Origin of the sequence: Flavobacterium aquatile LMG 4008 = ATCC 11947 (genome assembly GCF_000757385.1) — a bacterium.
Taxonomy (GTDB): Bacteria; Bacteroidota; Bacteroidia; order Flavobacteriales; family Flavobacteriaceae; genus Flavobacterium; species Flavobacterium aquatile.
In genome coordinates this window covers 406,241-429,839 of record NZ_JRHH01000005.1, presented here as the reverse complement: position 1 = coordinate 429,839, position 23,599 = coordinate 406,241, and the positions used below count along the sequence as shown (strand labels likewise).

The 23,599-nt window shown below is 32.2% G+C and carries 25 protein-coding genes; 9 read left to right on the top strand and 16 right to left on the bottom strand.

Features of this window, described 5'->3' with window-relative positions; all coding sequences use genetic code 11:
* Nucleotides 1-9: 9 nt before the first annotated feature.
* Both LG45_RS13775 and LG45_RS13770 read left to right on the top strand, forming a co-directional pair.
* Complete coding sequence (locus LG45_RS13775; RefSeq protein WP_035128120.1) at nucleotides 10-585, top strand: YdeI/OmpD-associated family protein; 576 nt, start codon at nucleotides 10-12, stop codon at nucleotides 583-585.
* On the top strand, nucleotides 569-1,459 hold the full coding sequence (locus LG45_RS13770) for an alpha/beta fold hydrolase (RefSeq protein ID WP_081932085.1): 891 nt from the start codon (nucleotides 569-571) through the stop codon (nucleotides 1,457-1,459). The genes LG45_RS13775 and LG45_RS13770 overlap by 17 nt, the downstream gene beginning before the upstream one ends.
* A 57-nt stretch (nucleotides 1,460-1,516) precedes the next feature.
* Here LG45_RS13770 and yajC read toward each other — a convergent pair whose 3' ends face one another.
* The 4 genes from yajC to LG45_RS13750 form a co-directional block, all read right to left on the bottom strand.
* Nucleotides 1,517-1,795, bottom strand: a complete 279-nt coding sequence (gene yajC / locus LG45_RS13765) for a preprotein translocase subunit YajC (protein ID WP_035128117.1) — start codon at nucleotides 1,793-1,795, stop codon at nucleotides 1,517-1,519.
* Nucleotides 1,796-1,809: 14 nt separating this feature from the next.
* On the bottom strand, nucleotides 1,810-2,304 hold the full coding sequence (locus LG45_RS13760) for a DUF1573 domain-containing protein (RefSeq protein ID WP_035128115.1): 495 nt from the start codon (nucleotides 2,302-2,304) through the stop codon (nucleotides 1,810-1,812).
* Nucleotides 2,305-2,317: 13 nt separating this feature from the next.
* Nucleotides 2,318-3,223 carry a transcription antitermination factor NusB gene (gene nusB / locus LG45_RS13755; protein WP_035128457.1) on the bottom strand — a complete coding sequence of 302 codons (906 nt, stop codon included), beginning with the start codon at nucleotides 3,221-3,223 and terminating at the stop codon, nucleotides 2,318-2,320.
* Between the two features lie 116 nt (nucleotides 3,224-3,339).
* Complete coding sequence (locus tag LG45_RS13750) at nucleotides 3,340-4,443, bottom strand: Glu/Leu/Phe/Val family dehydrogenase (RefSeq protein ID WP_035128113.1); 1,104 nt, start codon at nucleotides 4,441-4,443, stop codon at nucleotides 3,340-3,342.
* 195 nt (nucleotides 4,444-4,638) lie between these two features.
* On the opposite strand from LG45_RS13750, the gene LG45_RS13745 reads away from it, so the two are divergent.
* The 3 genes from LG45_RS13745 to LG45_RS13735 all read left to right on the top strand — a co-directional run bounded on the left by LG45_RS13745 (nucleotide 4,639) and on the right by LG45_RS13735 (nucleotide 7,098).
* Complete coding sequence (locus LG45_RS13745) at nucleotides 4,639-6,396, top strand: ABC transporter ATP-binding protein (protein ID WP_035128111.1); 1,758 nt, start codon at nucleotides 4,639-4,641, stop codon at nucleotides 6,394-6,396.
* Nucleotides 6,397-6,462: 66 nt separating this feature from the next.
* Complete coding sequence (locus LG45_RS13740; protein WP_035128109.1) at nucleotides 6,463-6,843, top strand: PUR family DNA/RNA-binding protein; 381 nt, start codon at nucleotides 6,463-6,465, stop codon at nucleotides 6,841-6,843.
* A gap of 60 nt (nucleotides 6,844-6,903) precedes the next feature.
* Nucleotides 6,904-7,098 carry a hypothetical protein gene (locus tag LG45_RS13735; RefSeq protein ID WP_035128107.1) on the top strand — a complete coding sequence of 65 codons (195 nt, stop codon included), beginning with the start codon at nucleotides 6,904-6,906 and terminating at the stop codon, nucleotides 7,096-7,098.
* Here LG45_RS13735 and LG45_RS13730 read toward each other — a convergent pair.
* Nucleotides 7,095-7,427 (bottom strand): tRNA-binding protein, encoded by a 333-nt coding sequence (locus LG45_RS13730; RefSeq protein WP_035128105.1) that lies wholly within the window; start codon nucleotides 7,425-7,427, stop codon nucleotides 7,095-7,097. The genes LG45_RS13735 and LG45_RS13730 overlap by 4 nt on opposite strands.
* Before the next feature lie 134 nt (nucleotides 7,428-7,561).
* On the opposite strand from LG45_RS13730, the gene LG45_RS13725 reads away from it, so the two are divergent.
* The 3 genes from LG45_RS13725 (at nucleotide 7,562) to LG45_RS13715 (ending at nucleotide 11,128) form a co-directional block, all read left to right on the top strand.
* Nucleotides 7,562-8,419, top strand: coding sequence for an alpha/beta fold hydrolase (locus LG45_RS13725; RefSeq protein ID WP_052087601.1), 858 nt, complete (start codon nucleotides 7,562-7,564; stop codon nucleotides 8,417-8,419).
* 172 nt (nucleotides 8,420-8,591) lie between these two features.
* On the top strand, nucleotides 8,592-9,818 hold the full coding sequence (glgA, locus tag LG45_RS13720) for a glycogen synthase (protein WP_035128103.1): 1,227 nt from the start codon (nucleotides 8,592-8,594) through the stop codon (nucleotides 9,816-9,818).
* A gap of 38 nt (nucleotides 9,819-9,856) precedes the next feature.
* On the top strand, nucleotides 9,857-11,128 hold the full coding sequence (locus tag LG45_RS13715; RefSeq protein WP_035128101.1) for a glucose-1-phosphate adenylyltransferase: 1,272 nt from the start codon (nucleotides 9,857-9,859) through the stop codon (nucleotides 11,126-11,128).
* Between the two features lie 55 nt (nucleotides 11,129-11,183).
* Here LG45_RS13715 and LG45_RS13710 read toward each other — a convergent pair whose 3' ends face one another.
* The 4 genes from LG45_RS13710 to bcp all read right to left on the bottom strand — a co-directional run bounded on the left by LG45_RS13710 (nucleotide 11,184) and on the right by bcp (nucleotide 13,755).
* Entirely contained in the window at nucleotides 11,184-11,732 is a 549-nt protein-coding gene (locus LG45_RS13710) for a hypothetical protein (RefSeq protein ID WP_035128099.1), read from the bottom strand.
* 73 nt (nucleotides 11,733-11,805) lie between these two features.
* The gene (locus LG45_RS16675) at nucleotides 11,806-12,156 is read right to left on the bottom strand and encodes a c-type cytochrome (RefSeq protein ID WP_035128097.1); all 351 of its coding nucleotides are present in this window, start codon (nucleotides 12,154-12,156) and stop codon (nucleotides 11,806-11,808) included.
* An 88-nt stretch (nucleotides 12,157-12,244) separates the two neighbouring features.
* A complete protein-coding gene (locus LG45_RS13700) occupies nucleotides 12,245-13,177 on the bottom strand; it encodes a peptidylprolyl isomerase (protein WP_035128095.1) in 933 nt (310 codons plus the stop codon).
* 125 nt (nucleotides 13,178-13,302) lie between these two features.
* Nucleotides 13,303-13,755: a thioredoxin-dependent thiol peroxidase gene (gene bcp, locus LG45_RS13695; protein WP_035128093.1), complete on the bottom strand. Its 453-nt coding sequence runs from the start codon at nucleotides 13,753-13,755 to the stop codon at nucleotides 13,303-13,305.
* Between the two features lie 212 nt (nucleotides 13,756-13,967).
* On the opposite strand from bcp, the gene LG45_RS13690 reads away from it, so the two are divergent.
* The gene (locus LG45_RS13690; protein WP_035128091.1) at nucleotides 13,968-14,627 is read left to right on the top strand and encodes an endonuclease III domain-containing protein; all 660 of its coding nucleotides are present in this window, start codon (nucleotides 13,968-13,970) and stop codon (nucleotides 14,625-14,627) included.
* 16 nt (nucleotides 14,628-14,643) lie between these two features.
* Here the strand turns inward: LG45_RS13690 and LG45_RS16500 are convergent, their stop codons facing one another.
* The 7 genes from LG45_RS16500 to LG45_RS13660 form a co-directional block, all read right to left on the bottom strand.
* Nucleotides 14,644-14,787: a hypothetical protein gene (locus LG45_RS16500; protein WP_165570809.1), complete on the bottom strand. Its 144-nt coding sequence runs from the start codon at nucleotides 14,785-14,787 to the stop codon at nucleotides 14,644-14,646.
* Between the two features lie 50 nt (nucleotides 14,788-14,837).
* Complete coding sequence (locus LG45_RS13685; protein WP_035128089.1) at nucleotides 14,838-15,422, bottom strand: RNA polymerase sigma factor; 585 nt, start codon at nucleotides 15,420-15,422, stop codon at nucleotides 14,838-14,840.
* A 274-nt stretch (nucleotides 15,423-15,696) separates the two neighbouring features.
* Nucleotides 15,697-17,442, bottom strand: a complete 1,746-nt coding sequence (locus tag LG45_RS16495; RefSeq protein WP_052087600.1) for a family 16 glycosylhydrolase — start codon at nucleotides 17,440-17,442, stop codon at nucleotides 15,697-15,699.
* Nucleotides 17,443-17,525: 83 nt separating this feature from the next.
* The gene (locus LG45_RS13675) at nucleotides 17,526-18,458 is read right to left on the bottom strand and encodes a glycoside hydrolase family 17 protein (RefSeq protein ID WP_035128087.1); all 933 of its coding nucleotides are present in this window, start codon (nucleotides 18,456-18,458) and stop codon (nucleotides 17,526-17,528) included.
* Nucleotides 18,459-18,470: 12 nt separating this feature from the next.
* On the bottom strand, nucleotides 18,471-20,816 hold the full coding sequence (locus LG45_RS13670) for an MFS transporter (RefSeq protein WP_035128085.1): 2,346 nt from the start codon (nucleotides 20,814-20,816) through the stop codon (nucleotides 18,471-18,473).
* Nucleotides 20,817-20,845: 29 nt separating this feature from the next.
* On the bottom strand, nucleotides 20,846-22,303 hold the full coding sequence (locus LG45_RS13665; protein ID WP_035128083.1) for a glycoside hydrolase family 30 protein: 1,458 nt from the start codon (nucleotides 22,301-22,303) through the stop codon (nucleotides 20,846-20,848).
* Between the two features lie 62 nt (nucleotides 22,304-22,365).
* Nucleotides 22,366-23,586, bottom strand: a complete 1,221-nt coding sequence (locus tag LG45_RS13660) for a glycoside hydrolase family 17 protein (protein WP_052087599.1) — start codon at nucleotides 23,584-23,586, stop codon at nucleotides 22,366-22,368.
* Between the last annotated feature and the right edge of the window lie 13 nt (nucleotides 23,587-23,599).

The window sequence follows — 23,599 nt, the reverse complement described above, 5'->3', positions numbered from 1 at the left end:
AAGAGCTTTATGGAAGAAAAAAAAAGTTGGCACAGCAACGAATTATGGGCAGAAGAACTAGAAACTTTAAAATCCATAATCAATAAAACCGAATTAGTCGAAACCACTAAATGGGGAGGAATCGTATATACCATAAACAACAAAAATGTAATTGGTATTGGAGGTTTTAAGAACTTTTTTACCATTTGGTTTTTTAATGGTGTTTTCCTCAAAGACGAACAAAACCTTTTAGTCAACGCCAATGATGGTGTAACAAAAGGACTTCGACAATGGCGATTTACATCCAAAAATGAACTAAATGAAAAGTTGATTTTGACTTACATCAAAGAGGCAATTTCGAACGAAAAAGAAGGAAAATCAATAAAGCCAACCAAAAAAGAAATCGAAATATCTGAGTTTTTTCAAGGTCATTTAGACAACGATACATCATTTGCGGAAGCGTTCTTTAACTTTTCACCCTACAAACAAAAAGAGTTTTTAGAATATATTGATACCGCGAAGCAAGAAAAAACCAAAATTACGCGATTAGAAAAAATCAAACCTATGATTCTCAACAAGATTGGTTTAAATGACAAATACAGATAATAAATCATTAAAAATGAATTACTTCAAACGAAATAAAGTAAAAGTTATTCTACTTAGTTTACTGGTTTTTTATATCCTAATTTGTCAGTCGTGTATGACTATGCGAACGAGTTCATCTAAAGCAAAAAAGTTTTTTGAAACGGCTAAAACAACTTATATCGATAGCACAATTGCTATCAATGAAACTAAAATTCATTACATACAAACTGGTAAAGGCGACTTTCCTACCCTATTTTTTGTTCACGGTTCACCAGGAAGTTGGAACAGTTATCAAGATTATTTAAAGGATACTTTGCTCCTTAAAAAATACCGAATGATTTCAATTGATAGACCAGGATTTGGTTATAGTAATTTTGGTGAAGCGCAAGATTTATACGAGCAAGCTGGTGTAATTGAACAATTTGTAGAAAAAATCAAGAACGGTAAAAATATTTATTTAATAGGTCATTCGTATGGCGGACCAACAATTGTGAAAATGGCAATTGACAAGCCAAACGACTACAAAGAGTTAATTATTCTAGCTGGAGCAATTGATCCAAAGGCAGAAAATCCCGAAACTTGGCGACCAATTTTTATGTCTAAGCCATTGCGGTATTTAATTCCGGGTGCATTGCGGCCAGCGAACGATGAATTGTGGTGGCTAAAAAAAGATTTATTTAGAATGAAGCCCAATCTTAAAAAAATAACTACAAATGTTGTGATTATTCATGGAACAAAAGACCGATTAGTTCCATATAGCAATGTAGATTTTATGAAAAAAGAATTTGTAAATGCGAAATCGGTTGAAGAAATTTCTATAAAAGACGCCGATCATTTTATACCATGGTCGCATTATGAAATTATTAGAAATAAACTCCTTGACTTAAAGGAATAAAAAAATCCTAAACTCATTATTGAATTTAGGATTTTCATTTATTTAGAATATATTGAATTAAGCTTTTTTGGTAGCTAATGCCGCACTCATTTCCATAGAAATTGCAGAACGCTCAATTTTTAATTTACCTGACATTGTTTCAATTACAACTGATGTTTCAGAGATTTCGGCAATTTTCCCGTGGAATCCACTTTTTGTAATGATTTTATCACCTACTTTTAAACTGCTTTCAAATGCTTTTTCTTTCTTTGCTCTTTTTTGTTGTGGCAAAATCATAAAAAAATATAATACCACAAACATTAAGATGAATGGTAAAAACTGACTAATTTGTTCCATAATTGTTTTAAAATTTATTTAGATGTTATTGTTTTAGGAGCATCTTGGTCTTTGTTACCTTCAGAAATTGATGCTCTAATTGTTAATTTTTCAACTCCAGTTGGCGTGTTGGCGTGAACTGTAACTGTTTTTTTGTGCTCACCTTTTTTATTGGTTGAATCAAATACTACTTTAATTTCTCCAGTTGCTCCTGGCTTGATTGGCTCTTTAGAATACTCTGGAATTGTGCATCCACAAGATCCTTTCGCATCCGTAATTAGTAAATCATTTGTACCAGAGTTTGTAAATTTAAAAGTATAGCTTACTTTAGAATCTGCTTTGATAACACCAAAATCATGGATTTTTTTATCAAAAGTCATTAATGTTACCTTGCCTTTTGGAACATCCGATTCTGTTTTTGGAACACTTTTACTGATTGATGTTTCTTTAATTTGATTTTGATCTTCTTTTTCTTTTTTGCAAGATGTAAATAAAACAATCGACAAAGAAAGAATAAATAACTTTTTCATTCTGTTTTAAAATTTATATTAAACCTCTTCCTACTTTTTTAATTCGGTCATTAGCTTGAAAATCTTTGACTAAATTATCTAAAATTCCGTTGATAAAAATACTGCTTTTTGGTGTAGAATATTCTTTTGCAAGTTCTAAATATTCGTTAATTGTTACCTTCACAGGAATTGACGGAAAATTTAAAAATTCACAGATTGCCATTTTCAAAATTATGGTATCCAATTCGGCAATACGTTCCATATCCCAATTTGGTGTTTTATCAATAAATTCTTTAGCTAATTTTTCTTCGTTTAAAACTGTTTTTCTATACAATATCGAAGCGAAATCTTTATCTTCAACATCTTTGTATAATGGAGAAACTCTAAAATCTTCTGTTTTAGAAAATTGCTTCAACTGTTTTAGAATTTGTGTATTTACAACCGGAATATCATCAACCCAAGTCAATTTAAAATCCTCTAAATAGGAATACAATTTTTCGTTTGGCGCAATAACCTCCGAAAATAAATCGGCAATAAAGAAACGTTCTTCTTCAAAAGTAGCTTCTTTCTTTGCCATGTAGTTTTGATACAATTCGCTTTGCTTTACATCTTGTAACAACAATAAAATAGTATCGTCGTTGGCTTGCCAATTGTTAATTTTTCTTTTTTCAAGAGCAACACTTAACGAATTACTTTCTTCTAGAGCAAGTAAAATGCTGTTATTGATAAATTTTAAATTAGGATTGCGTTCTTCTGGAGTAGCAAGGTGTTTTTTGCTTGCAATTTCAATATATTCGATTTCTTTTTTTCTTAATTCAGTAAGAGTAGAAACCATAATAAGATATAAATCTTGAATATTTTCTAAACTAGCTGACAAAAATTTCTCTTGTTTTTCAAGATTATCTGAACCACTTTGATGCATTGCATAAATTGTTTGCATCACTTTTACTCGAATATGTCTTCTGTTTAACACGGATAAGAACTTTTAAAAATTAACAAAGCGAAAGAAGTGCTCTTTCGCTTTGCAAAAATAAAACTATTTTTTTAAACACTTTACTATTTAGCGTTTTCTTTTTTTCTTTGTGCAATTCTGTTGTCTGCAATTGCCATAGCCGCTTTTTGTGGCGTCAAATTGTTGGTCTTTGCATAATCAAAAATTTCTAAAGTAGTATTGTAGATATTTTCTGTTCTACGCATTGATTCTGCTTTATCATAATGAGCAATTTCAGCATATACGTTAATAATTCCACCTGCGTTGATTAAGAAATCTGGCGCATATAAAATACCTCTTTCTTGCAAAATTGGTCCGTGAATGTTTTCATTTGCCAATTGATTATTTGCTGCTCCAGCAATAACTTTCGCTTGAATTTTATAAACCGTATCGTCATTAATTGTTGCTCCAAGTGCACAAGGCGCATAAATATCAACTTCTGCAGTGTATAAATCAGCTCCAGTAAAAATTGAAGCACCGTATTTTTTAGAAACTTCATCCAATCTACCTTCATTAATATCGGTAATTTGAACCAACGCACCTTCTTTAGTTAAATAATCAACCAACGTTTCACCAACATGACCAATACCTTGAACTAGTACTTTTTTACCATCCAATTTATCTGAACCAAATTGGTATTTAGCCGCAGCTTTCATTCCCATGTAAACACCATAAGCTGTTACAGGAGAAGGATTTCCCGAACCTCCACGAGATTCTGAAATTCCAGTTACATAAGGAGTTACATCGCGAACAGTATCCATATCGGCTGTTACCATACCAACATCTTCGGCAGTGATATATCTTCCTGAAAGAGAGTGAACAAATTCACCAAACTTGCGCATTAATTCTGGTGTTTTTTGAGTTTTAGCATCACCAATGATAACCGCTTTTCCTCCACCAAGATCTAATCCAGTGATTGCAGATTTATAAGTCATTCCTCGCGAAAGACGTAAAACATCGTTTAATGCTTCCCATTCGTTAGCGTAATTCCACATTCTAGTTCCGCCTAAAGCTGGTCCTAAAACTGAGTTATGAATACCAATAATTGCTTTTAATCCAGTATCTTTGTCGTTGCAAAAAACAATTTGTTCATGATTATCAAATGATAATTGACCGAAGACAGGATCCATTTTTTGAAGCTCTTGTGGGGTTGTGATTTCTGTAGTCATAAAAAATATATTTGTGTTGCGACTTTATCAACAAGTCAGCGCAAATTTAACTTTTTATTCAAAATAATTCATGAAATTTAGTTTTAATTAGCATATTGTTAATAAAATTAATTTAAATCGATTATTTTTAAATTATATTATTTTCATATAATTAACACATGTAGAATTAATACTACGCGCCTTTTTATAAAAAAAATGAAAGAACTACAATATTTAAATAAATATTTTGCTAAATACAAATACCGATTTTTATTGGGTATTTTAATAACTATTGTCGCACAAATCTTTAGACTTTTTACACCAAAACTAATAAGTAAGTCTTTTAAAGCCATTGAAGATTATCACGATCAAAATTTGAGCAACGAATTAATTAAAAGCGAATTAATTCAGAATATATTGTTGGTTGTTGGAACTACCATTATTGCTGGTATTTTGACCTTCTTAATGCGTCAAACCTTAATTGTGATGTCACGCCACATTGAGTTTGATTTAAAAAATGAGGTTTTTAAACATTATGAAGTTTTAGATCAAAATTTTTACAAAAAAAATAGAACTGGAGATTTAATGAGCAGAATTAGTGAAGATGTTGGAAAGGTAAGAATGTATGTTGGTCCAGCTGTAATGTATACTATAAATACATTGATAACTTTCACAATTGTAATTATTTACATGTATAATGAATCGAAAATATTGACCTTATACACATTGCTTCCGTTACCTATTTTATCATTTATTATCTTTAAGATAAGTGTTATTATCAATAAACGTAGTACTATTTTTCAGCAATATTTATCAAAAATATCGAGTTATACACAAGAGATTTTTTCGGGAATTAGAGTTGTAAAAGCGTATAGTCTTGAAGAACATCATCAAAAAAACATCATCAATCTTGCTGAGGAAAGTAAAAGCAAAAGCATGAGTTTGGCTAATGTGCAATCCTTTTTTGGTCCACTAATGGTAACCTTAATTGGTGTTAGTAATTTGGTTGTAATTTATTTTGGAGGAATGATGTACATCGACGGAACGATAAAAAGCATCGGAACCATTGCTGAATTTATTCTATACGTAAACATGTTAACTTGGCCAGTTGCTACTATTGGATGGGTTTCATCGCTAGTTCAAGAAGCCGAAGCATCGCAAAAACGCATCAATGAATTTCTAAAAATTGAACCAGAAATCAAGAACACCAATCCAAATCATTCGATTATTAAAGGAGAAATTGAGTTTAGAAATGTAAGTTTTACTTATGAAGACACCAATATTGATGCTTTAAAAAATGTGTCGTTCAAAGTGAATAAAGGAGAAACTTTAGCAATTTTAGGAAAAACAGGTTCTGGTAAATCAAGTATTCTAACTTTGATAACCAGAATGTATGATATTAAGGAAGGTTCAATTTTAATGGACGGAATTCCATTAGCCGATTTAAATTTGTACGATTTAAGAAATAGTATCGGAATTGTTCCACAAGATGCTTTTTTGTTCTCCGATTCAATAAAGAATAACATTAAGTTTGGAAAAGAAAATGCTTCGGATGAAGAAGTATTTGAAGCGGCCAAAAAAGCGGTAGTTCATGATAATATTATCAATTTCAATCAACAATATGAAACTGTTTTGGGCGAACGAGGCATCACACTTTCTGGTGGACAAAAGCAACGTGTTTCTATCGCAAGAGCTATTATAAAAGATCCTGAAATACTTCTTTTAGACGATTGTTTATCGGCAGTTGATACCGAAACCGAAGAGCAAATTTTGAATAACTTACTTGAAATTTCTAAAAACAAAACAACTATAATTGTAAGTCACCGCGTTTCATCTGCAAAAAATGCTGATGTGATTATTATTCTCGATGAAGGAAAAATTATCCAACAAGGTTCTCATAATCAATTAGTAAACCAAGAAGGCTATTACAAAGAACTTTATTACAAACAACTTTCTGAAAAAGAAGTACAATAATTCTTGCATACAAACATTTTTTTTACCATTTTCGTAGAACAAAAACTACTAATTGATAGAACGAATATGAGAGAAAATGATATGTTAGAAAAAGATGAAATTTTTTCTAAAGTACTAAGAGCTGGAAGAAGAACTTATTTCTTTGATGTAAGAGCAACTAAAGCAGAAGACTACTATATTACCATTACCGAAAGTAAAAAATTTACAGAAGAAGACGGGTCTTTTCACTTTAAAAAACACAAAATCTATTTATACAAAGAAGATTTTACCGCTTTCAAAGAAATTATGGATGAAATGACAGCTTTTGTGTTGAATAATAAAGGTGAAGAAGTGATTTCTGAAAGACATCAGAAAGATTTCAAGAAAGAATATTTTTCAGATAAAAACGAAGGTGAAGAAGAACCAAAAACTACTAGTTTTACCGATTTAAATTTTGACGATATTTAATAATAAACATAGAAAAGTCCGAGATTTAATGATTTCGGACTTTTTTTAAAACATCAAATTATGCAAAAATTTCTTCTATTTTTAAACAAATATGCTATTCCATTTAACGCTTTTTTTATTGCATTTTGGTTGTATATGATTTATACTAATTATGCGAATAACAGAGATATGAAATCTTTTATTATTCCTGCGCTTTTTATTGTACTTTGCTTGTTCAATATTTATGTTGCCGTAAATAAAAAGAAAAAAGACTAACCAATTCTCAGTCCATTTTCTACTTTTAAATCAGATGATAACAATACAATATCATAATTATTTACTGAGCCTAGAACTAGACATTCGCTCATAAACTTCCCTATTTGTTTCTTCGGAAAATTAACTACTGCTACAATTTGTTTTCCTATTAAATCGTCTTTCAAATAACGCTTTGTAATTTGTGCAGATGATTTTCTAATTCCAACTTCAACACCAAAATCAATTACCAATTGATAAGCTGGGATTCTAGCTTCGGGAAAATCATTTGCTTCTAAGATAGTTCCTATTCGCATTTCTACTTTTTCAAATTCACTCCAAGTAAGTTCCATAAATATAAAATAAATTGTATTATTTATAGCCAAAGCTATGAAATTTGTAAGTATTAAAAGTTTTTATGTAACTTTTTTATTAGGACTAGATAGTAATTTTATACTACACAAAGAATAATAAAAAACATAAAGAAATGAGCGATTATAAACAAATTCAAGAGCGATCTTCAGATAAATATATTCAAACTGCTCCTAATACAAAGTTGTATGTTAAAGATTATGGATCGGGAAAACCAGTGATATTAATTCATGGTTGGCCGCTTTCTAACGAAATGTGGGAATATCAAGTAGAAACTTTAGTAGAAAATAACTTTAGAGTAATTACCTATGATAGAAGAGGTTTTGGAAAATCTTCTCAACCTTGGAATGGTTACTCCTATGACTCTTTAACTGATGATTTAAAAGAGATAATTGACCAATTAGAACTAACAGATGTTACTCTTGTTGGATTTTCTATGGGTGGCGGTGAAGTGGTTCGCTACTTTAGTCGTCATGGTGGGAAAAATGTAATTAAAGCCGTTTTAATTGCATCAATAACTCCTTTTTTATTACGTACAACAGACAATCCAGAAGGAAGAAATCCTGATGATAACGAAGAAAGAACAAATACTATTAAAAATGACAGAATTGACTTTATTGATAATTTTGGGAAAAGCTTTTTTGGAGTAAGTTTAATCAATAAACCATTGAGCACGCCATTATTAGAATACTACAGAATGCTTTGTTCTGCTGCATCGCCACATGCTACATTAGAATGTGCGAAGTCATTTTCTACAACCGATTTTCGTGATGAAATGAAATTGATAAATGTTCCAACATTGATTATTCATGGCGATGAAGATGATATTGTACCGATAGAAATTTCTTCAGAAAAAGCCAGTGAATTAATTCCGAATAATAAATTTATTGTTTACGAAGAAGCACCTCACGGACTTTTTTACACCGAAAGAGATCGATTAAATAAAGACCTTATTGAGTTTTTGAATTCGTAAACTTTACGAAAAAATAAAATTTTCATACAATACATCATAAATTATTTATTTAAATTTATGATGTATTTTTTTTACCTAGTACTTAACACTCAGATATTTTAGTTCAAAAAAATTAAATTGTTAAATTTATTTCCTACTTTTAAGTTTTATATAAAATTATAGACTGTATTTTATGAAAATAGCACTTTTTTCCAATGAGTTTCCTCCAAATATTTACGGTGGCGCTGGTGTTCATATCGATTTTTTAAGTCAGGAATTGGCCAAACTAGGTCAAGTTGAAGTGCGATGTTTCGGAAATCAATTAGAAAATACTAATTCTATGAATGTTATCGGAATTCAATCTTCACTCAACAAGATGAAAGACGATAAAAATCAGCACATTAAGATGTTTCATAATCTGAGTAGAAATGTGGAAATGTCTCAAAACACCCTTGATGCCGATGTGATTCATTGCCATACTTGGTACACACATTTGGCCGGAATTTTTTCTAGAGAATTACTTCAAGTGCCACTTATTTTAACAACACACAGCTTAGAAACACATCGTCCTTGGAAAGTAGAACAACTAGGAAATGGTTATTTTCTTTCAAGATGGATAGAAAATCATGCCTACAATACAGCCGATGGAATTATTGCCGTTAGCCAACAAATGAAATCCGATGTTATTGAAGCTTATGGAGTTGCTCCCGAAAAAGTAACTGTAATTCATAATGGTATCGATCCAGAATTTTACAAACCAACTTTTGATACCGATTTATTGCTAGAATATGGCATCAATCTAGATATTCCTTTCGTGCTTTTTGTAGGCAGAATTACGCGTCAAAAAGGAATTTCCCAATTAATATCGGCAGCAAAATATTTTAATAAAAATTGTCAAGTGGTTCTTTGTGCTGGTGCGCCAGATACCGAAGAAATTGCGAAAGAAACTGAAAAGTTAATTCAAGAATTACAATCGCAACGAGACGGAATTATTCTAATTTCGGAAATGCTTCCTCGAGAAAAAATCAAAGTACTTTACAGTCATGCACGCGTTTTTGCATGTCCATCGCTTTATGAACCATTTGGAATTATAAATCTTGAAGCCATGTCTTGTGAAACTCCTGTTGTAGGAAGTGCCGTTGGAGGAATTCCAGAAATCATTATTGAAGGCAAAACAGGATATTTAATTGAATTGGAAAGCATTTCCAGAACCGATTTTAATCCTAAAAATCCGGAAGAATTTCAGAAGAATTTTGCCAAAAAAATCAATCTTTTATTAGACGATGAAAACTTGGCAACTCAAATGGGAAAAGCTGGAAGAGAAAGAGTTTTAGACATTTTTAGTTGGGAATCTATTGCAAAAACAACCTACAAATATTATGAAAATGTAATTTCAAAATTTGAAAAAGAAAAAGCATAAATCAATAAAAACCACAATCCAATTTAAAATTGATTCAGATGAAAAAAAGTGCATTAGCCATAATTTTAGGTGGCGGACAAGGTTCTAGATTATACCCATTAACCGAAAGTCGTTCTAAACCAGCAGTTCCAATTGCAGGAAAATACCGTTTGGTTGATATTCCAATCTCCAATTGTATTAATTCTGATATCAAAAGGATGTTTGTTTTAACCCAATTCAATTCGGCTTCGCTAAACCAACACATTAAAAATACCTATCACTTTAGTCATTTTAGTACTGCTTTTGTTGATATTCTTGCAGCCGAACAAACACCAGATAATCCAACTTGGTTTCAAGGAACTGCCGATGCTGTACGTCAATGTATGAACCATTTTTTAAATCACGAATTTGACTATGCTTTAATACTTTCGGGCGATCAATTGTATCATATGAATTTCAATAAAATGATTGATGCTCACGAAAAAAGTGGTGCAACAATTTCTATTGCTACATTACCAGTTACTGCTAAAGAAGCCTCTGAATTTGGAATTTTAAAAACCGATTCTGAGAATTTAATTACTTCATTTATAGAAAAACCAAATGCTAGTTTATTACCCGAATGGACATCGGAAGTAAGTGACGAATCTAAAGCCGAAGGAAAACATTATCTCGCTTCGATGGGTATTTATATTTTCAATCGTGAGCTTTTAATTGAGTTAATGTCTAATCCTGACACTAAAGATTTTGGGAAAGAAATTATTCCGCAAGCCATTGGAAAACAGAAGATTTTGAGTTATCAATACGAAGGTTATTGGACGGATATCGGAAACATAGACTCGTTTTTCGAAGCCAATCTAGGATTAACAGATGATATTCCGAAGTTCAATTTATTTGATAATTCTAGTAAAATTTATACACGTGCAAGGGTTTTGCCTCCATCAAAAATTACTGGTGCAACAACAATTGACAAATCGGTTGTTGCAGAAGGTTGCATCATAAACGGCGCACAAATCGAACATTCTGTAATCGGAATTAGAAGCCGTGTTGGTTATGGTTCGACCGTTACAAATTCGTATTTAATGGGTAACGATTATTATCAAAATCTAGAGGAAATTAGACACAATTCCGAGAATGGAATTATCAATATCGGAATTGGCGACAGATGTTTTATAAATCACACCATTGTAGATAAAAATTGTAGAATTGGAAACGATGTTCGACTAAATGGCGGCAGTCATCTTGAAGACACAAATACCAATTTATATACTATTAAAGACGGAATTATTGTAGTGAAAAAAGGTGCAATTTTACCTGACGGATTTACATTATAAATTTCAAAAATATTGGAGATAGCAATTTTGTAATTTAAATCAAATTATGATTTTGCTATTTCTTTTTTAAAATAACTTCAAGAGGTTTATTGGCTTTTCTACCAAATTGGACGGCATAATCTCGAGCCTGATTGGAGCACAAAACAAACAAATCAAAATATCCTAAATCGACGATTTGCGTTTCAAATAAACCTCCGTTTTCTTTACCATCGATGTCTTCAATTTTTACTTTCACTTGATCTGCTGGAAATGAATTGATTACTGATAAATAATAATTGTCTTTAGCATAAGGAAAAAACCAACGTTCTTTCTTAATTTCTATATTATTAGTTGTAGTTGCATCTTCGTCAATTCTATAATTAAATAAAAAAGTTAGTGGCTTTTTATCGTCACTCCAACTGTATTTATTGTTAGTGTTTACTAATTCCTTTCCATCCAAATCTACTAAAGTAAGTTTGAGATTTTTAATATTAGTAGTTGCTCCTTCTTCATGAACATTCAAAACGAGATACGAAGTAAAGTCATAACCACAATGTTGCGCCTGACTTAAATCTTGTGCGTGAATAGATAAAAAAGAAAAAAAGAATAGAATACAAAATTTCATAATGACGAGTATTTTTCAAAGATACGAAGTCAAAAATTATTCCAATAAAAATCTGCCGTAAGACGGATAATTATTATTTCATAGTTACATAATTGTACACTTTCATTCTTTGCTCATCAGTTAAATCGGTGTTTTTCTGCATGTCGATTAAAATGGGTGTCCATTGTTCTGCCGTAAATTTTTTTGGATTATAAAGTTCATGACATTTAGCACAATTGTTTTCATATAAATCTTTTCCTTCAGCTAATTCTGGAGAAAGCATTAAATAAGACGCTACTTCTTGTGGTGGTTCTTCTTTTATAACTTCAACGGCAACTTCTTCAATAGCAACAACTTTTTCTGGTTGTTCTTGCGGTACAATTTTGGGTGAACATGAGTATAAAACTATTCCTAAAACCGCAATCAATGTTACTTTTACTTTCATATTTTCTTGATTAGTGAAGTAAATATAAAAAAATATCCCAAAAACTCTTGCTTTTGGGATATTTAAATCTAATATCTAAAATTTAATATTATTTCACGTCCATTAATTCTACGTCGAAAATTAAAGTTGCATTTGGTGGAATCACTCCGCCAGCGCCAGATGGTCCGTAACCTAAATAAGATGGAATAACAAAACGAGCTTTGTCTCCAACTTGTAAAAGTGCAATACCTTCGTCCCAACCTTCAATAACTTGACCTTGACCAAGTCTAAATTCGATTGGTTTTTTTCTTGGATAAGATGAATCAAATACTTTACCAGTTTCTAATGAACCTTCGTAGTGAACAGAAACCGTTTTACCGTTTTCTGCTTGTTTTCCTGATCCTTTTTGAATCATTTTATAACGTAAACCGCTTTCTGTTTTATCAAAACCAGCTGCTAATTCTTCCATTTTAGCTTCGGCTGCTTTTTTAGCGTCTTCGATTTTTTTTTGACGATTTCCTTCAAATGTTCTGAAAGCCTCAACAGCATTCCATTTTTCTGCCTCTTCTCCTACTCTTACAATTTCTAGAGTTTCTAGAACATCACCTTGCGCAACAGCATCAACAATTTCTTGACCTTCAACTACATTTCCAAAAACAGTATGTTTGTTATCTAACCAATTTGTTGGAACGTGCGTGATAAAAAATTGTGAACCGTTAGAAGCAGGACCAGAGTTTGCCATTGATAAAACTCCAGGTTTATCGTGCTTTAATGATGGATGAAATTCGTCGTCAAAGCTGTAACCTGGACCACCAGTTCCAATTCCTTGTGGGCAACCACCTTGAATCATGAAATCTGGAATTACTCTATGAAATTTTAATCCGTCGTAATATGGTTTTCCTTGCGGACGTGCTTTGTTTTCTAGATTTCCTTCGGCTAATGCTACGAAGTTTCCAACAGTTCCTGGTGTTAAATCGTGTGTTAATTTTACTAAAATAGCACCTTTTGTAGTGTTAAATTTAGCGTATATTCCGTTTTCCATTTTCTTGAATTTATATTTTTAAAGTGCAAATTTAATATAATAATATGGATTACCATTAAAATTGAACTTTTGAAATAGCCAATTATTTTATAAAATTACTTTTTATAGTAAAATGAAAAACTGGTTTACTTTAAAATTTGACTGGCGTGTGCTTTGGTTTTTACATCAGAAATTACGTCTTCGATAATTCCGTTTTCGTCGATTACAAATGTGGTTCTGTGAATTCCGTCGTATTCGCGTCCCATGAATTTTTTTGGACCCCAAACTCCGAAGGCATCTATTACCGCTTTGTCTTCGTCGGCTAGTAATGGAAATGGAAAATCGTATTTATTTTTGAAATTTCCTTGCGCCTTGGCGTTGTCTGCGCTTACGCCAAGAAGTGCGTAATTGTTAGCTTGAAATCGTTCGAAATTATCTCTTAAATCGCAAGCTTCTGATGTGCAACCTGGCGTATTTGCTTTTGGATAAAAGAAAACTACTAGTTTTTTTCCTTTGTAATCTGTTAGTGAATGGGTATTTCCGTCTTGATCGTTGGCTGCGAAATTAGGTGCTTTGTCACCTTTTTTTAGTGTAGTCATAGTTATTGTTGTTTGTAGTTTGTGTTTTGCCCCAGATTGTAGTGGAAAGCTTTTATTGAAGAAAGCTAGTTTTTGTTAGGATAAAAAAGCGACCAACGGAAGCTCTTTTTATTCTTTACAAAAACAGCTTTGTGAAATAAAACTTGCAACGGAAAGCTGGATTAGGCACATAATGATAATTGTTATAAATTTACATCTATAAAATTACAAAAATGACCCAGAAAGAGCGTGTAACGTTTGTTATAAATACGTTAAAAGAATTGTATCCAACCATACCGATTCCGTTGGACCATAAAGATCCTTATACTTTGTTGATTGCGGTTTTGTTGTCGGCTCAATGTACCGATGTGCGCGTGAATCAGATTACGCCGTTGTTATTTGCGAAGGCTGATAATCCATATGATATGATTAAAATGAGTGTGGAAGAAATTAAAGAAATTATTCGTCCGTGCGGGCTTTCTCCGATGAAATCTAAGGGAATTCATGGCTTGTCACATATTTTGATTGATAAGTATAATGGTGAAGTTCCGCAGAGTTTTGAGGCTTTGGAATCGCTTCCTGCTGTTGGTCATAAAACGGCTAGTGTTGTTATGAGTCAGGCATTTGGTGTTCCGGCATTTCCTGTTGACACGCATATTCACAGATTGATGTATCGATGGAATTTAACTTCGGGTAAGAATGTTGTGGAAACCGAAAAGGATGCGAAAAAGATTTTTCCGAAGGATATTTGGAACGATTTGCACTTACAGATTATTTGGTATGGAAGAGAATATTCGCCAGCGCGAGGTTGGGATTTGGAAAAAGATATTATTACCAAAACTATTGGTAGAAAAGATATTTTGAAGGAATTTGAAAAAAAAATATCCCGATAACTTATCGGGATATTCCTTAATTAGCAATGATTTCGAAGTTCATGTTACTTGCTTTAACGACTTTTAAAGCTTTAGAAAAATTAAGTATGAAATTAATTGTTTCGCGTTTTGGTAACATTTTTGTAGTTGCTAAAGTTCTTTTAGAGTAAAGTTTTGCCATAGAATTAATTTGGTTATAATTCTTAAACGCAAAACTTTTTTAAATATTGTTTAATTGGTTAAAATAATTTGATTTTTATCTATCACTTTTCTTAAGTTCATTAAAGCGTAACGCATTCTACCTAAGGCAGTATTGATGCTAACACCTGTTAAATCTGCAATTTCATTAAAACTTAGGTCTTGATAAATGCGCATCATTAAAACGTCTCTTTGATCTGGCGGAAGTTCTTGAACAATTTTTTGCAAATCTTTTTCTATTACATCAGTAATAATTCTAGATTCGGCATTTAACGAGGTATCGGTTAGAATAGAAAATATTGAAAATTCTTCGGTTTCACGAAGCATTGGCATTTTTTTATTTTTTCTATAATGATCTACGATTAGGTTGTGCGCAATACGCATTACCCATGGTAAAAATTTACCTTCTTCGTTGTATGAGTTTGATTTTAAGGTTTTAATTACTTTGATAAAAGTATCTTGAAAAACGTCGTCAGCAACATCACGGTCTGGCATTTTGGAATATATAAATCCATAAATTTTAGACTGATGTCTTTTAATTAATACGGCCAAAGCGTTCTCGTCGCCGGCTATATAATTCTTTACCAATAATGCATCTGGGATTTGAATAGTAGCCATAAAATTACCTTTTAGTTTTGGGTTAAAAAATCGTAATGTTTTTTCTAAAAGTAATTTTTTGCGATAGGCGACTGTTAAATTTGAATTAATTTATAGCCAAATGTAACATAAACTTTTCTTAAAAAACAAATAATGCGTGAAATTTTAACATATTAAATGCAATAAAAACTAAAAAGTAGAATAAAAACGACAGAAAAGAGCTCAATTTTGTGCTATTTCTGTCGTTTTTATTTGTTAATGATGAAGAAATAATAAAAATGGAATTTTATAAAATCTATTTTACTATAATTTTCTTTACGCTTTTTTTATCTCCAGAATAAACGGCTAGTAAATAAAAACCTTTATTTAAGTTACGAACATCGACGTTATTAGTGTTAATTGAAGTTGATAGCACCAACTTGCCAAGTAAGTCGAAAATTTCAACTTTATCGATAGTAGATTGAGAATTGATATTTAAATAATTTTCAACAGGATTTATGAAAGTAAGATTTTCTAATTCATTATTTGATATGACATTTAAAGCACAATTATTTCCAACCACATAAGTGTAATAATTAGTAACCGATAATCCTCCAGCATAAGCAAATTTGACTGCGTAGCTTATAGTAGAACCAATTGTTTGGCCAGTAATTGTTTGAGTAAAAGTATTTCCGGAAACATTGGTCATTTGAGATTCAGAAAATGGACTTTGTTTCCAAAGAAAGGCTACTACTCCAACTTTGTCTGTGTCTAACATTTCAAAAGTGATTTTTACATCCGTTCCTAAAGTTTCAAAAGTGTAGTTGTATCCTGTAGAAAATGAGCCTGTTTGTGCGGCCGAACTTGTTCCTGAACATCCAATAACTCCTGTTGTAGTAGCACTTACAACTAGTGGATTGGAAACGAAATTATTTCCTGCCAAATCACTTGCAGAAACGGTGAAACTATAATTAGTATTAGACGTCAAATTAGGTACAACAACCGATTTCTGAACTCCTGCAGGATTAGCAACCGAAATTGTTCCACCACTATAGACAATGTTGTAAGCTACATTTCCTGAATTGTCGTTTGCGTTTAATAGTAACTCAATCGTAGAACTTGTAACCGTTCCAATTGTTGCTGTGAAATTGGTTGGCGCTTGAGTATCTACCAAAGTATTTTGATAAACTCTAACGTAATCAACATCCATTGCTGTTTGTGTAAAACTTGCAGGTATTGTTCCAGCAATTCCGCCCATTGCGATGTTTAACAACAAATATTGTTCTGAAGTAAAAGGCCAATTACTTGGAGTTTTTACAGCAGGATTGTAAGTATAATAAGCTACACCATCAAGCAGAAAAGTTATTTGATAAGGCGACCAGTTCATAGAATACACGTGATAATCGGTTCCTAAATTGTTGGCAATTGTTCCACCAATATTTGTAGTATTTCCGAATGATGAAGGTGTGTGAAGTGCGCTTTGCACATAGTTTGTAGGTTGTGATGGAGTGATTCCGTGTTCCATAATATCAATTTCTCCGCAGGCTGGCCAATCAGTTGTACCATAAGTTGTATCGAAATATCCGCCATCTTCATTTACGTTTTTACCCAATAACCATAAAGCTGGCCATGTTCCTTGATCTGTGGGAACTTTAGCTCGAATATCTACGCGACCATAAAGAAAAGCAAATTTAGAATTTAATCTAGCCGAAGTATATTGCTTTGTAATTCCTTGATCGGTGTAAGGCTCTTTTTTGGCAACAATATTTAGAAACCCTGCATTAACCGATGAATTTGTAAGCTGATTTGTGTAATGTTGCACTTCTCCATTAAACCAACTTCCACCAGAAGGTAATTGTGTTTGATGATGCCATTTAGAAGCATTTACAGCACCATTAGTTTCAAATTCATCCGACCAAACTAAGTTACTGTAAACGACATCAACTTGAGAAAATCCAAATTGACAGGATAACAAAAGTGTTAAGCAAATTTTTAAAAAAGTATTTTTTTTAATCAAGTGTTGATTATTGCTTTTCAGGTATTCGTGAATCTTCGATTTCATAGCGAGCATTTTTTTTATTATTCTTTGAATTTAAAAAGCTAAACTCGTTTCAACTCTTTTAAATTATATAAATCTAATTTCTTTTAGAATTTTAATATTTCATTTTTATCCCATAAACCCCAATAAGCTCCTACAGCACCTTCTGGCCCAACTTTCCATGATTCGTCAAAAGAAGAAAAATAAAATGTTTCAATGTCATTGTTTTTACACCAATTTTGAGTTTCAATAAAGTATCTCATGGCATTCTCGTTGGTTGCGATGGCACCTTTTAGTGATCCGCCTTCGCTTGGCCAACCTGTTTCTGTAATTATAACTCGTTTTCCTTTTCCAGCATCTTTAGCAGAGCCAAACATACTTTGCATGTGAGGTAACGAATATTCAATTGGACAGCCTTCCCAATAAGGATAACAATTTGTCAAAATCACATCACAAATCTCAGTAATTCTTGGTCGGTGTGAAAATTCATAATAAGCATCAACATAACCTACTGGAATATTTGGCAAAGCTTCTTTAACTCGTTTAATATATTCCAACAATTGATCTTCGGTTAAATCACCTCGGTACATTACTTCGTTTCCAACTGCTGCTATATCTACACACCCTTCTTTAGCTAATGTGATTAAACTCTCTATTTCATTTTCGTTTAGTTCTAAATCGTCTCCAAGCCAAGCTCCGACTAGTGTTTGCATTCCGTTTTCATGAGCAATTCTTGGAATATGTTCGTTACCTTCAATACATGAAAAAGAACGAACCCATTTAGCATATGGCTTAAGAATTTGAATACGTCGATTAACTTGTTCAGCAGTAATAATATCACCGGGTTTTTGTCCGTCTTCGTATAAACTGAAGCAAATTCCATGCATACCATTATCCAAAGTTTCTCTCCAAAGTTCTGCTAATTTCTTTGCTGAAATTTCAGAAAAATCAAAACTTTGATAATCGCTTTTGTTCGTATTATTCTTGCTGTTATTATAATTATCTTCTAATGAAAAATAGTGACCTTCTCTAAATGACATGATTCGTAATTTTTAAAATTTAAGCTTCTCATTTTTATCCCAAATTCCCCATGCTGTTCCTACAGTTCCTTCTTGCAAGGCTTTCCAAGATTCGTCAAAAGAAGAAAAATGGAATAGCTCAATAGTATTATTTTTTGCCCATGTTTGAGAAGAAACAAAATATTTCATAGCATTAATTTCTGATGGAATTGCTTCTTCAACCGTTTCTCCTTTACTTGGCCAACCAGTTTCAGAAATTATAATTTTCTTTCCTTGAGCTACATTTCTAGTTACTTCCATCATGTTTTGCAAATAGGATGTTGTATAATCAATATTTGCACCTTCCCAAAATGGATAGAAATTAACTAGTAGTAAATCGCAACTCGAAACTAAATTTGGTCTTTCTAAAAATTGATAATAAGTATCAACATATCCTACTTGAATATTTGGCAATGCCTCTTTCACTCGTTTAATATATGTAATAAGTTCTTGTTCAGAGATTTCGTTACGGTGTAATACTTCGTTTCCTACTGCGGCAATATCAACTAAACCTGATTTTGCTAACTTTATAAGCGTTTCAATTTCTTTTTCGTTTCTAACTTTATCATTGCTAATCCATGCTCCTACTACTGTTTTAAGTCCTTTTTGATGAGCAATTTCTGGTATTAACTCGTTACCTTCGGTACATGAGAAAGACCTAATCCAACTCGTATGAGGTGTAATAATATCTAATCTTCTTCTAATTTGATCTGCAGAAAGAATATCGCCAGCTTTTTGGTTTTCTACATAAGGACTGAAACATAATCCGTGTAATCCATTATTTAGTATTTCAGAATAAATAGTTTTTAATTCAGTCTCGCTTTTAGTATTCAATTCGCTATCAATAGTAGTATTTATAGAACCATTTTTTAATAATGATACCAATTTTCCAGAAAGATAAGCGGATGATTGATTTTTTGTTTTCCCTTTTCGTTTATCTAAAAGATCTCTCACTTCTCTGGCTTTGGCTTCGTCAATATCATAATTTCTCATTACCCAAATTGCACTTAAAGTACCAATAATTGGAACTCCTACAAAGAATATTCGAAGCCAAAACATGGTTTCATCGGTTTGTGTAGCAGCATTGGACTGAAATGCAACTAATGAAAGAATTAATCCACTTAACAATCCTGCAACAGCTGTTCCAAATTTTACCATCCACCAATAAATAGCGCCTAAACTTCCTTCTCTTCTTTTGCCTGTGTTGAGTTCATCAATATCGATAACATCCGAAGTCATTGACATCATTAAGGTAAACAAACTTCCAATTCCGAAGGAGAAAAATGGCAATGCAAACAAAAAAAGATACGGTTTTCCTGGAACAAATAAAACATAAAGCAAAATGTAACCGATTACAGAAATGCCTTGAGATACCAAAAACGCTTTCTTTTTTCCCATTGTTTTTGACATTCTTGCTACAATAGGAATCACCGCAACCGTTGTGATAATTGCACCTACACTTCCAAATAAAGTAGGCCATAATCCGAAACCGTCTTCATTTCCTTTAAACAAATAATACTTGATGATAAAATACGAAAATGCTGCTGTAGTTTGAAAAGCATTAAAAATTAAAAAAGTAGCAATACAAATTTTTCTGAATGGTTTAATTTCGATTGAAGCTTTCAATCCTTCTTTGATTTCGCCAAAACTTCCGAGGATTCCTTTTAAATCAATCGGGCTGTAATCTTCGTTGAGTGTAGATTTACTTGGAATAAAAAATGCAGGAATTGCTGCTAAAATGGCGCAACCTATTGCAACATATACAGCTAAGGTTCTTACAGCCACATCACCTGATGGAAACAATGATTTATCTGCCATTATAACCCAAAACCATGGTGCAACAACCCAAGCCAACTGACCTATAAGTTGCGAAGTAGCCATAATATTGGTTCGTTCGTGAAAATCATCACTCATTTCGTAACCCATTGCAACATAAGGAATACTGAATATGGTCAAACCTGAATAAAAAACCAATGAAATCACTAAAAAGTACCAAAAATTGTATGTTACACCGTTTTCAGCATACAATTGCCACATTAATGCAAATGAAATTCCTAGAATTATTGCTCCAGCTAATACATATTGTCTTCTTCTTCCCCATTTTGATTTTGTATTATCACTCACATAACCCATTATCAAATCAAATAAAGCATCATAAAATTTTGGAATAAAATACGTTAAACCTAACAACAATCCGCTAAAGCCCAATTGTTCAACTAATACAACTGTAAAAATTCCTAAAGCAGCAGGGAACATTTGGTTTGCCAACATTCCTAATCCGAAAGCTATTTTTTGCCCGAATGGAACTTTTCCTGAAGATGTTGAATTAGTATTTGACATAATTTAGGTATTGTTATTAAATTATTTGCTTAGTTTGGTTTGATTATTATAGTTTGTAATGCTTTTGAATCAATTGAGATTAAAGTATTTTTATTATTTAATTTGATATCAATTGTTTGTTTAGATTCTGTTGGATTAAAAATTGCAATTGCGATAGAGCCATCTTGATTTTGGACAGCAGTTGAAACCAATTCTTTAGAATTTATCTCACAACCAATTTTAACAGCACCAGGTCGCATGAACTTACTGAAATGAGCCATCACATAATATAAAGGTGTAAGATAAACTTCATCATTTTTATCATCTACAATAACTGGAGCTACGCACCAATTTTTGAACCAATTTGGTCCGCCTTGTCTGTCAAGAACCATGTTCCAATCAATCCATCCATCTACTCTATTGTTTAAACATCCTATTATATCATTTGCATAACGGTTTACTGGAGCGTATTTTGGATGCAAATATTTTTCTTTTTCACTTGCCCAATCCCAACCCCAATCGGTGGCTTCTTTTTTCCAATACCAAGCGTCATCTTGCCAATGCGGAATTTCAGAATCTACACAACCTTCTGTTTCAATTAAATATTTGTTGGGTGCTTTTTGGTGTGCGTATTGTAAATCTTCTGGAAAAACTTCATAGGTACTTTCATACCAATGAATTGCCATTCCGTCAAAATATTTAGATGTGTTTTCATCTTTATACATTTCGTTTGCCCATTCTTTGATACCTGCACGGTTTTGGTCATATCCAAAAATCTTCACATTTCCCCAACCGTCTTTTTCTAATTTTGGTCCCATGTGATTCATTACAAAATCGGTCATTTCTTTTGGCGAAAAAAGAGTGCTTTCCCAATTGTTTCCATTTCCGTGTGGTTCGTTTATCACGGTAACACCCCAAATATCAATGCCTTCTTTTTTGTAAGCGTTTAGATATTTTGAAAAATACAAAGCGAATGCATCATTGAATTCTGGTAGTAATTTTCCACCTACGTATTTTTTATTGTCTTTCATCCATGGCGGACATGACCAAGGTGAAGAAATGATTTTAAAACCTTCTTTAGAAATTGCTTTTGCTTCTAATATCATCGGAATTAAATCGGATTTATCGTCTTCTATGGTAAAATGTTCCAAAGTCATGTCATTTTCTACCTTGGCATAGGTGTAATTGCTTAACGAAAAATCGCAAGAAGCTATGTGAGTTCTGGTAAGCGAATAATTGGCGCCTGACTCACTGAAGTAAGCATCTAAAATTTTCTTACGATTTTCTTTACTCAATCGATTGAGTAAATAAGCCGAAGATTCGGTGAAAGAACCTCCGAAACCAGTAATAGTTTGAAATTTTTCATCAGGATTAATGGAAACAACAATTGGAGTTCCTTCGTTTGAAAATTGGGTAATTTTTGTCAATGAATTTCCACGTTCGGAAGTTTCATAAACTTGAACGTTTAATTTATCAGCAACTTTACAACTATGCAATGAGAATGCCATAATACAAGCTATTGTCAAAAATTTACTCTCTACTATTTTACCCTTGTTATTTACCATTTATTTTAATTCTTTAAAATAGAATTTGGCGTTTTTACATCCAACCATAAAGCTTTTTCATCGCCGTTATAGGTTTTTGTTATTGGTTTTCCATCTCTAGTTAAACCCTTAAAAGTTCCACTATCTACATTTTTCCAAAGCACATATTTGGCTTGTGATTGCAAATTAATTAATCCAAAATGATTTTCTGAACCTAACGGATTGGCAGCATCTTTCCAATTTTCATCAAAAGCTTCAAAATAGAAACACGAAATATTATTTTTGTTGCTCCATTCTCTCATTAAATCATAATACAAAGCTGATTTGTATTCATCTGTTGCCTTTGAACCATCATTTCCATAATGTTCATTTGACTTTGTTGCCCAACCAGTTTCACCAATATGAACTGGTTTATTTACGCCAATTGACTTCATATAACTTACAACACTTTCGTATTGATTAATGGCATAATTTCTGGCTCTCAACATTGCAGCATCTACTTTCTCTTTTTCAGGGAATTGCAATTCATTCTCTTTTATTCCCCAAAAAATTGGGTGATAATGTGTGTCGTGCATTGGATAAGTATGCATCGAAATATAATCTACTGCTTTAATCAATTGATTCAAATCTTCCACATGATAATCGGCAGTATGTCCGCCCCAAGAAGCAAAATTATCGGAACTTGTTATCCAAACCTGTTTAGGTAATTTATTCTCTTTCTTTAAATTCTGTAAATGGTTTACCCATTTCAAAATGATGTTTGGCGTGACATAATAACTAGTTGCCCATTTCACCATCGCTTCATTTCCAACGGCTATAATTTTGATTATTTCAGGATATTTGTTTGTTAATCTTACCGCTTCTTCAATCTCAATTGCATTTCTTTTACTTTCTTCATTATGAATTGGTTGCAAATTTGTCCATGCATTTTTACAATCAATCCAAGCACCTAGCATTAAATACATTTCAAAATTTTCATCTTCTTTTTTTAGTTCTGTTATGGCTTTTAATAAATTTACTACTTCTTCATAATGCACATTATAAGTTCGTAATACTTTAATATTCAATGCAGAAAGAATTCTTAAATCTTCTTTTATTTCTGATATTGTTGGTTGAATTTCTCTAGAATTTGCTCTGTATCCACCGTAACAAATCGCTTGATAATTTGTATTTCCTAATAATTTTTCTGCCGTCATTTCTTTTGAAACTAAATTTCTTGTATTAGTTGGTTTACATGATATAAACATTAGTAATATGATG

What these genes read in the sequence shown, in the direction of transcription:
- LG45_RS13775 (WP_035128120.1), top strand. Translation starts at nt 10, where the DNA reads ATGGAAGAAAAAAAAAGTTGGCACAGCAACGAATTATGGGCAGAAGAA.
- LG45_RS13770 (WP_081932085.1), top strand. Translation starts at nt 569, where the DNA reads ATGACAAATACAGATAATAAATCATTAAAAATGAATTACTTCAAACGA.
- yajC (WP_035128117.1), bottom strand. Translation starts at nt 1,795, where the DNA reads ATGGAACAAATTAGTCAGTTTTTACCATTCATCTTAATGTTTGTGGTA.
- LG45_RS13760 (WP_035128115.1), bottom strand. Translation starts at nt 2,304, where the DNA reads ATGAAAAAGTTATTTATTCTTTCTTTGTCGATTGTTTTATTTACATCT.
- nusB (WP_035128457.1), bottom strand. Translation starts at nt 3,223, where the DNA reads ATGCAAACAATTTATGCAATGCATCAAAGTGGTTCAGATAATCTTGAA.
- LG45_RS13750 (WP_035128113.1), bottom strand. Translation starts at nt 4,443, where the DNA reads ATGACTACAGAAATCACAACCCCACAAGAGCTTCAAAAAATGGATCCT.
- LG45_RS13745 (WP_035128111.1), top strand. Translation starts at nt 4,639, where the DNA reads ATGAAAGAACTACAATATTTAAATAAATATTTTGCTAAATACAAATAC.
- LG45_RS13740 (WP_035128109.1), top strand. Translation starts at nt 6,463, where the DNA reads ATGAGAGAAAATGATATGTTAGAAAAAGATGAAATTTTTTCTAAAGTA.
- LG45_RS13735 (WP_035128107.1), top strand. Translation starts at nt 6,904, where the DNA reads ATGCAAAAATTTCTTCTATTTTTAAACAAATATGCTATTCCATTTAAC.
- LG45_RS13730 (WP_035128105.1), bottom strand. Translation starts at nt 7,427, where the DNA reads ATGGAACTTACTTGGAGTGAATTTGAAAAAGTAGAAATGCGAATAGGA.
- LG45_RS13725 (WP_052087601.1), top strand. Translation starts at nt 7,562, where the DNA reads ATGAGCGATTATAAACAAATTCAAGAGCGATCTTCAGATAAATATATT.
- glgA (WP_035128103.1), top strand. Translation starts at nt 8,592, where the DNA reads ATGAAAATAGCACTTTTTTCCAATGAGTTTCCTCCAAATATTTACGGT.
- LG45_RS13715 (WP_035128101.1), top strand. Translation starts at nt 9,857, where the DNA reads ATGAAAAAAAGTGCATTAGCCATAATTTTAGGTGGCGGACAAGGTTCT.
- LG45_RS13710 (WP_035128099.1), bottom strand. Translation starts at nt 11,732, where the DNA reads ATGAAATTTTGTATTCTATTCTTTTTTTCTTTTTTATCTATTCACGCA.
- LG45_RS16675 (WP_035128097.1), bottom strand. Translation starts at nt 12,156, where the DNA reads ATGAAAGTAAAAGTAACATTGATTGCGGTTTTAGGAATAGTTTTATAC.
- LG45_RS13700 (WP_035128095.1), bottom strand. Translation starts at nt 13,177, where the DNA reads ATGGAAAACGGAATATACGCTAAATTTAACACTACAAAAGGTGCTATT.
- bcp (WP_035128093.1), bottom strand. Translation starts at nt 13,755, where the DNA reads ATGACTACACTAAAAAAAGGTGACAAAGCACCTAATTTCGCAGCCAAC.
- LG45_RS13690 (WP_035128091.1), top strand. Translation starts at nt 13,968, where the DNA reads ATGACCCAGAAAGAGCGTGTAACGTTTGTTATAAATACGTTAAAAGAA.
- LG45_RS16500 (WP_165570809.1), bottom strand. Translation starts at nt 14,787, where the DNA reads ATGGCAAAACTTTACTCTAAAAGAACTTTAGCAACTACAAAAATGTTA.
- LG45_RS13685 (WP_035128089.1), bottom strand. Translation starts at nt 15,422, where the DNA reads ATGGCTACTATTCAAATCCCAGATGCATTATTGGTAAAGAATTATATA.
- LG45_RS16495 (WP_052087600.1), bottom strand. Translation starts at nt 17,442, where the DNA reads ATGAAATCGAAGATTCACGAATACCTGAAAAGCAATAATCAACACTTG.
- LG45_RS13675 (WP_035128087.1), bottom strand. Translation starts at nt 18,458, where the DNA reads ATGTCATTTAGAGAAGGTCACTATTTTTCATTAGAAGATAATTATAAT.
- LG45_RS13670 (WP_035128085.1), bottom strand. Translation starts at nt 20,816, where the DNA reads ATGTCAAATACTAATTCAACATCTTCAGGAAAAGTTCCATTCGGGCAA.
- LG45_RS13665 (WP_035128083.1), bottom strand. Translation starts at nt 22,303, where the DNA reads ATGGCATTCTCATTGCATAGTTGTAAAGTTGCTGATAAATTAAACGTT.
- LG45_RS13660 (WP_052087599.1), bottom strand. Translation starts at nt 23,586, where the DNA reads ATGTTTATATCATGTAAACCAACTAATACAAGAAATTTAGTTTCAAAA.